Raw genomic sequence first — 11,262 nt, forward strand, 5'->3', positions numbered from 1 at the left:
CATTTCGGCGGTGCCATAGTTTGAAAACTGTCGGGCCTTGACCCCGGCGTGGATGGAGAACGCTGATGCCTGCTGTGCAGGACACGATCGATCGGGTCCGAAAGATCGACGTCGACCAATACAAATACGGGTTCGAGACCGAGATCGCTGTCGATAAGGCCCCAAAGGGTCTGAGCGAGGACATCATCCGTTTCATTTCGGCCAAGAAGGACGAACCGTCCTGGATGCTGGAATGGCGCCTGGAAGCCTATCGCCGCTGGCTGACGCTGGAAGAGCCGACCTGGGCGCGCGTCGACTATCCCAAGATCGATTTCCAGGACATCTACTATTACGCGGCGCCCAAGAGCACGCCCGGACCGACTTCGCTCAGCGACGTCGATCCTGAGATCCTGAAGGTCTACGAGAAGCTCGGCATTCCATTGAAGGAGCAGGAGATCCTCGCCGGCGTGCAGAAGACCGACGCTTCTGAACTCGAGGAAGCCAGCGACAATGTCTACAAGTCGGGCCGCGTCGCCGTCGACGCGGTGTTCGATTCCGTTTCCGTCGTCACCACCTTCAAAAAGGAACTGGCGCAAGCCGGCGTGATCTTCTGCTCGATCTCCGAAGCCATCCGCGAGCATCCCGAACTGGTGCAGAAATATCTGGGCTCGGTGGTGCCGACCTCGGACAATTTTTACGCCACGCTGAATTCGGCCGTATTCACCGACGGTTCGTTCGTCTTCGTGCCCAAGGGCGTGCGCTGCCCGATGGAGCTCTCGACCTATTTCCGCATGAACGAGAAGAACACCGGCCAGTTCGAGCGCACGCTGATCATCGCCGAGGAGGGGGCTTACGTCTCCTATCTCGAAGGCTGCACGGCGCCGCAGCGCGACGAGAACCAGCTTCACGCCGCCGTGGTAGAACTTGTGGCGCTCGACGATGCCGAGATCAAATATTCGACGGTGCAGAACTGGTACCCCGGCGACGCCGAGGGCAAGGGCGGCATCTACAATTTCGTCACCAAGCGTGGCGACTGCCGTGGCGACCGCTCGAAGATCTCGTGGACGCAGGTCGAGACCGGCTCGGCGATCACCTGGAAATATCCGAGCTGCATCCTGCGCGGTGACGATTCCCAAGGCGAGTTCTATTCGATCGCGGTGTCGAACGGCTATCAGCAGGTCGACAGCGGCACCAAGATGATCCATCTCGGCAAGAACACGTCGAGCCGCATCATCTCCAAGGGTATCGCCGCCGGCTTCTCGCAGAACACCTATCGCGGCCAGGTCTCGGCGCACCGCAAGGCGACCAACGCCCGCAACTTCACCAATTGCGATAGTCTGCTGATCGGCGACCAGTGCGGCGCGCACACCGTGCCTTACATGGAAGCCAAGAATTCGACGGCGCAGTTCGAGCACGAGGCGACGACGTCGAAGATTTCCGAGGACCAGAAATTCTACGTCATGCAGCGCGGCATTCCCGAAGAGGAAGCGATCGCGCTGATCGTCAATGGCTTCGTCAAGGACGTCATCCAGCAACTGCCGATGGAATTCGCCGTCGAAGCGCAGAAGCTGATCGGCATCTCGTTGGAAGGCTCGGTGGGCTAGTGACCATGGCGAGCGGGCTGCCCAGAGAGGAAATCTGGTTTGCCGTCCGCTGGCGGCGGCTGTGGGCTGTTCGCCGCGAAGGCAACATCGCCATGGCGAAATATGCCGGCGCGACTGTCGTTTCGGCATTCGCCGGCATCCTTTTGGCAGCCTTCATCAACCTCTACGTCGGCATCTCCGTCTTCGCTATCACCTTCGGCTTGTCCTTCTGGTGGTTCAAGGCGCTGCAGCGCCGGCACACCGACTATTCGATCACTTACGACGACTATTTCAGAGAAAAGAACAATGCTTGAGATCAAGAACCTGCATGCCCGCATCGTCGATGACGGCACCGAGATCATCCGCGGCCTGAACCTGACGGTGAAAGCCGGCGAGGTCGCCGCCATCATGGGGCCGAACGGCTCCGGCAAGTCGACGCTGTCCTACATCCTGGCCGGGCGCGAGGACTATGAGGTCACCGAAGGCGACATCCTCTATAACGGCCAGTCGATCCTCGAAATGGATCCGGCCGAGCGCGCCACATCCGGCATTTTCCTCGCCTTCCAGTATCCGATGGAGATACCGGGCGTCGCCACCATGGAATTCCTGAAGGTGGCGATGAACGAGCAGCGCAAGGCGCGCGGCGAGGAGCCGCTGAAAATCCCGGAATTCCTGAAGCGCGTGAAGGAAGCAGCCGCCTCGCTGTCGATGGATATGAACATGCTGAAGCGGCCGCTCAATGTCGGCTTCTCCGGCGGTGAGAAGAAGCGCGCCGAGATCCTGCAGATGAAGCTTCTGGAACCGAAGCTCTGCGTGCTGGACGAAACCGATTCCGGCCTCGACATCGATGCGCTGAAGATCGTCTCCGACGGCGTCAACGCGCTGCGCGCGCCGGACCGGGCCTTCCTGGTCATCACGCACTACCAGCGCCTGCTCGAGCACATCGTGCCCGACAGCGTGCACGTGCTCTACAAGGGCCAGGTCATCAAGTCCGGCGACAAGTCGCTGGCGCTGGACCTCGAGGCCAACGGCTACGCCGGCGTGATCGGTGAAGCCGCGTGACATGTCTGGGGCAACGCTGATGAACATGCACACACAACCGCAGCGCACACCCGCCGAGACCGCGTTGATCGATGCGTTCGGTGAGCGGCTGTCGCTGCTGCCGGGCGATGGCGCGGTGATGCTGAAGCGCGACGACGCCATCGAGGCGGTCAAGCACGGCCTGCCCACGCGGCGCATCGAATCCTGGCACTATACCGACCTGCGCCGGCTGTTGAATTCGGTTCCGGATTTCGATCCGGCCGCCATGGCCAAGGCGCTTGCGCCCATCATTGATGGTTCCGCGGTGCTGCCGATCCTCAACGGCAAGTCCGAGGCCAAGCTGCCTGCCGTCGACGGCGTCACCTTCCAGCGCCTGTCGGAGAAGCTGACCGACGGCAGCATCGCGCCCGGACTCGACCCCTATGGCAGCGATGACGCCATCGGCGCGCTCAATACGGCTTTCGTCGCCGACGGCTATTTCGTCGATATTGCCGACGGCGTCGAACTGGAGAAGCCGATCGAACTGCAGAATTTGCAGGCCGGCGGCCAGGCGCATGTGCGCCTGCCCGTGCGCGTCGGCGCCGGCGCCAAGGCGGTCATCGTCGAACGCCAGGCCGGCGAGGGCGCGGCACTTGTCAGCTCCGTCAGCCAGCTCGTGCTCGACGACGATGCCGAGGTGACATGGCTGATCGTGCAGGAACAGCCGGATACGGCCACGCATCTGGCGCAGTTCAAGGCCCATATCGGTAAGAACGCCAGGCTGACGCTGTTCGTCATAAACGCCGGCGGCAAGCTCGTACGCCAGGAGGTTCTGGTCAAGACCACGGGCGAAGGCGCCGATTTCAAGCTGCGCGGCATCAACCTTCTGGCCGGCGACAGCCACTCGGACGTCACAATGGTCCTCGACCACGCCGTGCCGCACACGACCTCGACCGAGATCATCCGCAACGTGGTGACAGGCAAGGCGCGCGGCGTCTTCCAGGGCCGCATCAACGTCCATCAATACGCGCAGAAGACCAACGCCAAGATGGCCTGCAACACACTGCTTCTGTCCGATGACGGCGAGTTCTCGACCAAACCGGAACTGGAGATCTTCGCCGACGACGTCGTCTGCGGCCATGGCGCGACCGTCACCGAGATCGACCACAACCATCTGTTCTATCTGATGGCGCGCGGCGTCGACGAGAAGAGCGCGCGCGGCCTGCTGGTCAAGGCGTTCGTCGCCGAGGTGATCGAGGAACTGGACGACGAGGCGATCGTCGAGGCGCTGGAAGCGCGGCTCGACGATTGGTTTGTGACGCACGGGTAGCGCCTCTCCTTCTCCCCTTGTGGGAGAAGGTGGATCGGTGCGCGGCACCGAGACGGATGAGGGGTGCGTGACAGAGTGAGGCGAGTGCCTCAAGAGAGCTTGTGATGGACCAGAAGATCGAAACCGCTCCCTATGACGTCGAAGCGATCCGCCGCGACTTCCCGATTCTGTCGCGAGAAGTCTACGGCAAACCGCTGGTTTATCTCGACAATGGCGCCTCGGCGCAGAAGCCGCAGGTGGTGCTTGACGCCATCCAGCACGCCTATTCCCAGGAATATGCCAACGTCCATCGTGGCCTGCATTTCCTCTCCAACGCCGCAACCGATGCCTACGAGAAGGCGCGCGAAACGGTGCGCCGTTTCCTCAACGCGCCAAGCACCGACAACATCATCTTCACCTCGAACACGACCTCGGCGATCAACACCGTCGCCTATGGCTATGGCATGCCCAATATCGGCGAGGGCGACGAGATCGTGCTGTCGATCATGGAGCATCACTCCAACATCGTGCCCTGGCATTTCATCAGGGAGAGGCAGGGCGCCAAGCTGGTCTGGGTGCCGGTCGACGATCTCGGCGCCTTTCACATCGAAGACTTCGAAAAGCGGCTGACCGACCGCACCAAACTCGTCGCCATCACGCAGATGTCGAACGCGCTGGGCACGGTGACGCCGATCAAGGAGATCGTGCGCATCGCGCATTCGCGCGGCGTTCCGGTCCTGGTCGACGGCAGCCAGAGCGCGGTGCACATGGCCGTGGACGTGCAGGACCTCGACTGCGATTTCTTCGTCTTCACCGGACACAAGGTCTACGGCCCCTCGGGCATCGGCGTGCTTTACGGCAAGAAGGATATTCTGGCCGGCATGCGGCCTTTCATGGGCGGCGGCGAGATGATCGAGGAGGTGACGGAGGATATCGTCACCTACAACGACCCGCCGCACCGCTTCGAGGCCGGCACGCCGCCGATCGTGCAGGCGATCGGCCTGGGGGCCGCGCTCGACTACATGGACTCTGTCGGTCGCGGGCGCATCGCAGCACACGAGGAAGACCTCAAGAATTATGCCCATGAGCGCCTGCGCGCCATCAACTCGCTGCGCATCTTCGGCGACGCACCCGGCAAGGGCGCCATCATCTCCTTCGAACTGCAAGGCATTCATGCCCATGACGTGTCGATGGTCATTGATCGGCAAGGTGTTGCCGTCCGCGCGGGCACCCATTGCGCCCAGCCGCTGTTGAAACGTTTTGGCGTAACCTCCACATGCAGGGCATCGTTCGGCATGTATAATACCAGGGCCGAAGTCGACGCTTTGGCCGAGGCGCTTGAAAAAGCGCGTAAATTCTTCGGGTGATGACCATGGACGACGTAAGCACAGAGACCGCGCCGGAAGCTGCCAAGGGCATCGTCTCGGCCTCGGCAATCCCCGCCGACGAACTGGCGCGCCTGACCGACGACATCGTCTCGGCTCTGAAGACGGTCTACGATCCGGAAATTCCTGCCGACATCTATGAACTCGGCCTCGTCTACAAGATCGACATCGAGGACGACCGCTCGGTCAAGATCGACATGACGCTGACCGCGCCGGGCTGCCCGGTGGCCGGCGAAATGCCCGGCTGGGTGGAAAATGCCGTCGGCGCCGTTGAAGGCGTGTCCGGCGTCGAGGTCAACATGACCTTCGATCCGCCGTGGACGCCGGACCGCATGTCGGAAGAGGCGCAGGTGGCGGTTGGCTGGTACTGAACGCTAGCGGGTACTGGCGCTGTGGGCGTCAGCATAGGCCGTGATCGTCTGGAGCAAGTCCTCGAATTTCACGCCGAATTCGGTCGTCGCGATGCATAGGCCGTCCGCGCCCATCGACCGGTTGGCCGAACGCGTCCATCGCGCCATCCTGGTAAGAGGCAGTTCACGCCAAGCCGGATCCGAGATTTTAAGCACGACAATCTTGTTGTTACGGTAGTTCCACACCGACATATCTTCGATTTCAGGCCACGGAATAACCGCCGATGAGAGCCTGCTGTCAAAAATCCCGGTGGGCGAAATTTTGATGACCGGGACATCTGATCTAATGCATCTCCAGCCCACCAGCAGGAACGCGCCGAAAAACAGGAGCATGCCCACCCAGCCGGCAAACTGGGCGAAACTTCCGGGCGAGACATTGGGCAAAAGGGGCCATGCCAAGGCGAAGCTCGCGGCCGTCAATGCCAACGCCAGAGCCGACAGCAGAAACAAGCGTACCGACGACGCACGAAATTCCGTCGTCTGATTTACATCGACCAGCATTCGGTATCCCCCAGAAGCACTGCACCGTGATCGCGTTCTTACACAGAATCTGCTAACGAGCACACAGATCGTGGATCGATTTTGAAGGCAATCAAGGGGTTGCACCGGCTGTCGATCTTCACCATTTTAATGGAAGACTCATTCCACAGGCCTTGAACCTGCGAGAACGTGGAGAATGACATGGGACGCTTCGCCGTCATCACGATGACCGAAAAGGCCGCCGACCGGGTGCGCGAGATCGTTGCCACGCGTGACAACGCGCACGGCATCCGCCTCGGCATCAAGAAGGGTGGTTGCGCCGGCATGGAATATACGGTCGACCTGGTGACCGAGCCCAATGCCAAGGACGACCATATCGAGCGCGATGGCGCCCATGTCTATGTCGCGCCGGAAGCGGCGTTGTTCCTGTTCGGCACGCAGATGGATTTCGAGCAGACGGTGCTGCGCACCGGCTTCACCTTCAACAACCCGAACCAGAGTTCGGCCTGCGGCTGCGGCGAATCGGTCGAATTGAAGCCGGCCGACCTCAAGGCGCTGGCCGAGGCACGCGCCTCGGCCTGACCTCGCCCCGTTTCACGGGGAGGTGAGGAATGGTCCGCGTAGCGGGCGAAAGCAAATTGCTTGGCTTTTCGAATGACGAACGGCCGAAGTGACGGATGAGGGGCAGCGCAAGCTTGTCCACCTTTCGCATTGCGCCTTCCAAAATCCGCGCCGCCCCTCATCTGCCTGCCGGCATCTTCTCCCCGTGAACGGGGCGAGGAAGGCTACTTCACCCACATGCCGGTGCGCTTGTGCCAGTCTGCTATCGACTCTTCCGGATAGACATCGAACGTCTTGTCGCCCTTGCCGACCACCGGCTCGACCCAGTTCGCCTTGTATTTCAGCATCAGATGCACTTTTTCCGGCGGTTTGGGCAGGTCGCTGTCGATTGCCGAGGCGAAGGGATGGACGAGCTCCGGCCATGTCGGGTCGTAAAGCCAAAGCGCCGATCCGCATTTCCTGCAGAAATTGCGCTCGCCGGTCGAGACCTCGCAGTGGGGATGCTCGTCGTCCTCGATCTCGGCCCGGTAGACGCCGAGGCTCCGCTTGCCCAGGACCTTCAGCGTCTCGTGGTCGGCGCCGAGATTGATGGCGAAACCGCCGCCGCCTTGCTGCTTGCGGCAGATGGAGCAGTAGCACAGCATGAACGGCACCGGCGTGTGGCTTTCCACCTCGAAACGCACGGCATCGCAGCGGCAGGACCCTTTTAGAAGAAGCGGCATGACAAAAACTCCGACAGGATCGTCTCAACCTGTCAGCATGATTTTGGTTGCGGCGATGACAATGCCAAATGCCGGTGACATGATCGCGTCATGGACAATGAACGCATCGCCGAACTGTTCGAAGGCTTGGGGCCGGTCTCGATCCGCAGGCTGTTCGGCGGCAAGGGCATTTATTTCGACGGCGTCATCGTCGCCATCGTCCTGCGCGGCGAATTGCTGCTGAAGGCGGACGAAGAAAGCGCGCCGGATTTCGAGGCCTCCGGCTGCCGGCAGTGGACCTATACCGGCTCGCGCCACGGCAAGCTGGTGGCAATGCCCTATTGGAGCATACCCGACAGCGCCTTCGACGATCCCGACGAGATGACGCTCTGGGCGCGCAGGGCCTATGAGGCGGGCCGCCGGGCAGGCAAATAAGCAGCCGACCTACAACGCCTTTGCGATCCTCGCCGCCAGCCGTGCATTGTTTTCGACCAAGGCGATGTTTGTCTTCAAGCTGCGGCCGCCGGTGAGTTCGAGGATTTTTCCAAGCAGGAACGGCGTTACCGCCTTGCCGGTGATGCTCTGGGCTTCGGCGGCTTTCTGCGCGGCTTCGATATAGCCGGCCATCTCCTTGGCGGGGATTTCGTGAGTCTCGGGTACCGGATTGGCGATCAGCATGCCGCCGCCGAGGCCCAGCGCCTGGCGCGTCCGGTAGAAATGCGCGATGTCTTCTGGCGTCTGCAAGGTCAGCGGCGCGCGGAAAGGCGACTGTCTGGACCAGAAAGCCGGCATCGTCTCGCAGCCGGCGCCGACCACCGGCACGCCGCGCGTCTCCAGCACTTCCAGCGTCTTTTCGATGTCGAGGATGGCCTTGGCGCCGGCCGAGACGACGATGACCGGGGTGCGCGCCAGTTCATCGAGATCGGCGGAGATGTCGAAGCTCTTTTCCGCGCCCTTGTGCACGCCGCCAATGCCGCCGGTGGCGAACACCTTGATGCCGACCATGTCGGCCGCGATCATCGTGGCGGCGACCGTGGTTCCGCCGGTACGGCCTTGCGCGACGGCGAAGCCGAGATCGGCGCGCGACAGCTTCATGGCGTCGCCCGTCATCGCCAGCGATTCGCGCTCGCCATCGGAAAGGCCGATCTTGATGCGGCCGTTGACCACGGCGATGGTTGCCGGCACCGCGCCGCCGTCGGCGATGATCTTCTCGACATTGGCCGCCATCGCGCCATTGTCGGGATAGGGCATGCCATGGGTGATGATGGTGCTTTCGAGCGCCACCACCGGATGCCCCGCGGCCAGCGCCTTCGCCACCGGTGCATGGATGTCGATGAAGGGACGGGCGGTCTCTGGCGTCATCTCTGATCTCCAATCCGGAGGTGCGGCGCGTCCATCGGGGAAGCAAACGTCACCGCGGTGCTATGAATCTGCGGGTCTCATGCCACTTCCCGTGCATCCGGCACAAGGGCCAGCGCTTCCGCGAAGCTTGCCGCGCTGAATTCGGGCACCGCGTCGGCGCTTTCGATGGCCAGCGTCGCCGCGGCGACGCCCTCGCGCAGGGCCTGGCGCAGCGGCAGGCCGCGCAGCAGCGCCGCGACCGTCGCCCCCGCCAGCGCGTCGCCGGCGCCGGTGACGTCGGCAACTCTTCTGGGAGGAGGCGGCAGGATCGAAAAAGCACCCGTGTCATCGAAGCCGAGCACGGGCGCACTACCGGCCGTGATGATGCCGCTGGCAAGGCCGCTGCGGCGCAACCCGTCGATCATTTCCCGCTCGGCGGCATGTGCATTGATACCCGCCAGTACGGCAGCCTCCCGCCGGTTCATGAAGAGCTGCGCCAACCCACCGAGAACCGGTATCAGCCGCGTCACCTTGGCGGGCGAAATCGCAATGGCGAAAACCGGCTTGCCGGCGGCGAGCGACAGGAGCCGCTCCAGAGCGGCCGAAGGCAGATTGGCGTCGCACAGAACGGCATCGGCGGCCGCGACTTGCTGGCGTATCTTGGAACGCCTGATCTGCTTGGGAAAGGCGAGATCATACAGCGCCATGTCGGCAAAGCCGACGATCAGCTCGCCTTCGCGGTCTATCAGGGCCGTGTAGCTCGGTGTGGTGCGGTCGAGGAACACCGCCGACAGGTCGGCGATGCCCGCCTCGGCAATCGCCCGTGAAACCATGTCTGCCGCCGCGTCGCCGCCGCGCACCGAAAGCAGCGAGGCGGAGAGGCCGCGCCGCACCGCGCTGCGCAGCGCGTTGAAGACGCCTCCGCCGACATCCTCGCGCATCGTTCCGGGGTTGGAGGCCGCCGGCACATAAGGGCCGGCCACCTGGCCACGCCGATCGATATGGGCGCCGCCCACGGCCAGTATCTCTAGGGATTTCACCATGGCGGCGATATGACCTTTGTTGTAGTAGCCGCACAAGCGCTAGAGTGCGCGACAGAGCTTCGCACGCAAGGCAGCGATTCGGTGCGGGGAGGCGATCGAGCCGTCTGGCCCAATATGGAACTCGGTCCTGTCATGGTTTCCGAGACAAAAAAAGAACAAATCCGAATATCGCTTGTTTTTCAGCTGGTTATCACCTCTTGCCAAATGAGAACAAAAAAGGTACAAATTGGCAGGGATTACGGATTGTCCGGCCTTCATTGACGACCAAGGGGTGATGTATCATGGCTCAGAATTCTTTGCGGCTTGTAGAGGACAAGGCAGTGGACAAATCAAAGGCTCTGGATGCGGCGCTGTCGCAAATCGAGCGGGCTTTCGGCAAGGGCTCGATCATGCGGCTTGGCGCCAATGAGCAGGTCGTCGAGATCGAAACCGTACCGACGGGCTCGCTTGGCCTCGACATCGCGCTCGGCGTCGGTGGCCTGCCGCGCGGCCGCATCATCGAAATCTACGGGCCGGAAAGCTCGGGCAAGACGACGATGGCGCTGCATACGGTGGCCGAAGCCCAGAAGAAGGGCGGCATCTGCGCCTTCGTCGATGCCGAGCACGCGCTCGACCCGGTCTATGCCCGCAAGCTCGGCGTCGACCTCGAGAACCTCCTGATCTCGCAGCCCGACACCGGCGAACAGGCGCTGGAAATCTGCGACACGCTGGTGCGTTCCGGTGCCATCGACGTGCTGGTGGTCGATTCGGTGGCGGCACTGACGCCGCGCGCCGAAATCGAAGGCGAGATGGGCGATTCGCTGCCTGGCCTGCAGGCTCGCCTGATGAGCCAGGCGCTGCGCAAGCTGACCGCCTCGATCTCGCGCTCCAACACCATGGTCATCTTCATCAACCAGATCCGCATGAAGATCGGCGTCATGTTCGGCTCGCCCGAAACCACCACCGGCGGCAACGCGCTGAAATTCTATGCCTCGGTCCGTCTCGACATCCGCCGCATCGGCTCGGTCAAGGACCGCGACGAGGTCGTCGGCAACCAGACCCGCGTCAAGGTGGTCAAGAACAAGCTGGCGCCGCCCTTCAAGGTGGTCGAGTTCGACATCATGTATGGCGAGGGCGTGTCAAAGACCGGCGAACTGATCGACCTCGGCGTCAAGGCCGGCGTGGTCGAGAAGTCCGGCGCCTGGTTCTCCTACAATTCGCAACGTCTGGGTCAGGGTCGCGAGAATGCGAAACTGTTCCTGCGCGACAATCCCGACACCGCGCGCGAGATCGAACTGGCGCTCAGGCAGAATGCCGGATTGATCGCCGAGAAATTCCTCGAGAACGGCGGCTCCGAGGGTGGCGAGGACGGTTTCGAGGATGAAGCCGGCGCGATGTGAGCCGCTCGCCGGAGTTCGGCCACAATCGCGGTTCATTATCTCAGGCTTAAGTAACGAGTTCTGTGTATCGA

General features: G+C 62.3%; 13 protein-coding genes. 9 read left to right on the top strand and 4 right to left on the bottom strand.

What is annotated here, in order from left to right; all coding sequences use genetic code 11:
* Window positions 1-65 precede the first annotated feature (65 nt).
* The 6 genes from sufB to FJ967_RS01390 all read left to right on the top strand — a co-directional run bounded on the left by sufB (window position 66) and on the right by FJ967_RS01390 (window position 5,647).
* Window positions 66-1,583, top strand: a complete 1,518-nt coding sequence (gene sufB, locus FJ967_RS01365; RefSeq protein WP_140729924.1) for a Fe-S cluster assembly protein SufB — start codon at window positions 66-68, stop codon at window positions 1,581-1,583.
* 5 nt (window positions 1,584-1,588) lie between these two features.
* Entirely contained in the window at window positions 1,589-1,876 is a 288-nt protein-coding gene (locus FJ967_RS01370) for a hypothetical protein (RefSeq protein WP_140729925.1), read from the top strand.
* Window positions 1,869-2,624 (top strand): Fe-S cluster assembly ATPase SufC, encoded by a 756-nt coding sequence (gene sufC, locus FJ967_RS01375; protein WP_140729926.1) that lies wholly within the window; start codon window positions 1,869-1,871, stop codon window positions 2,622-2,624. The genes FJ967_RS01370 and sufC overlap by 8 nt, the downstream gene beginning before the upstream one ends.
* 19 nt (window positions 2,625-2,643) lie before the next feature.
* Window positions 2,644-3,912 (top strand): Fe-S cluster assembly protein SufD, encoded by a 1,269-nt coding sequence (sufD, locus tag FJ967_RS01380; RefSeq protein WP_140729927.1) that lies wholly within the window; start codon window positions 2,644-2,646, stop codon window positions 3,910-3,912.
* 104 nt (window positions 3,913-4,016) lie between these two features.
* On the top strand, window positions 4,017-5,258 hold the full coding sequence (locus FJ967_RS01385) for a cysteine desulfurase (RefSeq protein WP_140729928.1): 1,242 nt from the start codon (window positions 4,017-4,019) through the stop codon (window positions 5,256-5,258).
* A 5-nt stretch (window positions 5,259-5,263) separates the two neighbouring features.
* On the top strand, window positions 5,264-5,647 hold the full coding sequence (locus FJ967_RS01390) for an SUF system Fe-S cluster assembly protein (protein WP_140729929.1): 384 nt from the start codon (window positions 5,264-5,266) through the stop codon (window positions 5,645-5,647).
* A 3-nt stretch (window positions 5,648-5,650) separates the two neighbouring features.
* Here FJ967_RS01390 and FJ967_RS01395 read toward each other — a convergent pair whose 3' ends face one another.
* Window positions 5,651-6,187: an STM3941 family protein gene (locus FJ967_RS01395; RefSeq protein ID WP_140729930.1), complete on the bottom strand. Its 537-nt coding sequence runs from the start codon at window positions 6,185-6,187 to the stop codon at window positions 5,651-5,653.
* A gap of 180 nt (window positions 6,188-6,367) precedes the next feature.
* On the opposite strand from FJ967_RS01395, the gene sufA reads away from it, so the two are divergent.
* Window positions 6,368-6,748, top strand: a complete 381-nt coding sequence (sufA, locus tag FJ967_RS01400; RefSeq protein WP_140729931.1) for a Fe-S cluster assembly scaffold SufA — start codon at window positions 6,368-6,370, stop codon at window positions 6,746-6,748.
* Between the two features lie 203 nt (window positions 6,749-6,951).
* Here sufA and FJ967_RS01405 read toward each other — a convergent pair whose 3' ends face one another.
* A complete protein-coding gene (locus tag FJ967_RS01405; protein WP_140729932.1) occupies window positions 6,952-7,449 on the bottom strand; it encodes a GFA family protein in 498 nt (165 codons plus the stop codon).
* A 90-nt stretch (window positions 7,450-7,539) separates the two neighbouring features.
* On the opposite strand from FJ967_RS01405, the gene FJ967_RS01410 reads away from it, so the two are divergent.
* Complete coding sequence (locus FJ967_RS01410; RefSeq protein WP_140729933.1) at window positions 7,540-7,863, top strand: TfoX/Sxy family protein; 324 nt, start codon at window positions 7,540-7,542, stop codon at window positions 7,861-7,863.
* Window positions 7,864-7,872: 9 nt separating this feature from the next.
* On the opposite strand, the gene FJ967_RS01415 is transcribed toward FJ967_RS01410, so the two are convergent.
* Both FJ967_RS01415 and FJ967_RS01420 read right to left on the bottom strand, forming a co-directional pair.
* Window positions 7,873-8,790 (bottom strand): pseudouridine-5'-phosphate glycosidase, encoded by a 918-nt coding sequence (locus FJ967_RS01415; RefSeq protein WP_140729934.1) that lies wholly within the window; start codon window positions 8,788-8,790, stop codon window positions 7,873-7,875.
* Between the two features lie 77 nt (window positions 8,791-8,867).
* The gene (locus tag FJ967_RS01420) at window positions 8,868-9,812 is read right to left on the bottom strand and encodes a carbohydrate kinase family protein (RefSeq protein ID WP_140729935.1); all 945 of its coding nucleotides are present in this window, start codon (window positions 9,810-9,812) and stop codon (window positions 8,868-8,870) included.
* A gap of 281 nt (window positions 9,813-10,093) precedes the next feature.
* On the opposite strand from FJ967_RS01420, the gene recA reads away from it, so the two are divergent.
* Complete coding sequence (gene recA, locus FJ967_RS01425; RefSeq protein WP_140729936.1) at window positions 10,094-11,191, top strand: recombinase RecA; 1,098 nt, start codon at window positions 10,094-10,096, stop codon at window positions 11,189-11,191.
* Window positions 11,192-11,262 lie beyond the last annotated feature (71 nt).

The sequence above is a fragment of the Mesorhizobium sp. B2-3-4 genome (genome assembly GCF_006442315.1).
In the GTDB taxonomy this organism is placed as follows: Bacteria; Pseudomonadota; Alphaproteobacteria; order Rhizobiales; family Rhizobiaceae; genus Mesorhizobium.

Coding starts and splice junctions, on each gene's coding strand:
- sufC (WP_140729926.1), top strand. CDS start 1,869: ATGCTTGAGATCAAGAACCTGCATGCCCGCATCGTCGATGACGGCACC.
- FJ967_RS01405 (WP_140729932.1), bottom strand. CDS start 7,449: ATGCCGCTTCTTCTAAAAGGGTCCTGCCGCTGCGATGCCGTGCGTTTC.
- sufA (WP_140729931.1), top strand. CDS start 6,368: ATGGGACGCTTCGCCGTCATCACGATGACCGAAAAGGCCGCCGACCGG.
- FJ967_RS01370 (WP_140729925.1), top strand. CDS start 1,589: ATGGCGAGCGGGCTGCCCAGAGAGGAAATCTGGTTTGCCGTCCGCTGG.
- FJ967_RS01420 (WP_140729935.1), bottom strand. CDS start 9,812: ATGGTGAAATCCCTAGAGATACTGGCCGTGGGCGGCGCCCATATCGAT.
- FJ967_RS01415 (WP_140729934.1), bottom strand. CDS start 8,790: ATGACGCCAGAGACCGCCCGTCCCTTCATCGACATCCATGCACCGGTG.
- recA (WP_140729936.1), top strand. CDS start 10,094: ATGGCTCAGAATTCTTTGCGGCTTGTAGAGGACAAGGCAGTGGACAAA.
- FJ967_RS01410 (WP_140729933.1), top strand. CDS start 7,540: ATGGACAATGAACGCATCGCCGAACTGTTCGAAGGCTTGGGGCCGGTC.
- FJ967_RS01385 (WP_140729928.1), top strand. CDS start 4,017: ATGGACCAGAAGATCGAAACCGCTCCCTATGACGTCGAAGCGATCCGC.
- FJ967_RS01395 (WP_140729930.1), bottom strand. CDS start 6,187: ATGCTGGTCGATGTAAATCAGACGACGGAATTTCGTGCGTCGTCGGTA.
- sufD (WP_140729927.1), top strand. CDS start 2,644: ATGAACATGCACACACAACCGCAGCGCACACCCGCCGAGACCGCGTTG.
- sufB (WP_140729924.1), top strand. CDS start 66: ATGCCTGCTGTGCAGGACACGATCGATCGGGTCCGAAAGATCGACGTC.
- FJ967_RS01390 (WP_140729929.1), top strand. CDS start 5,264: ATGGACGACGTAAGCACAGAGACCGCGCCGGAAGCTGCCAAGGGCATC.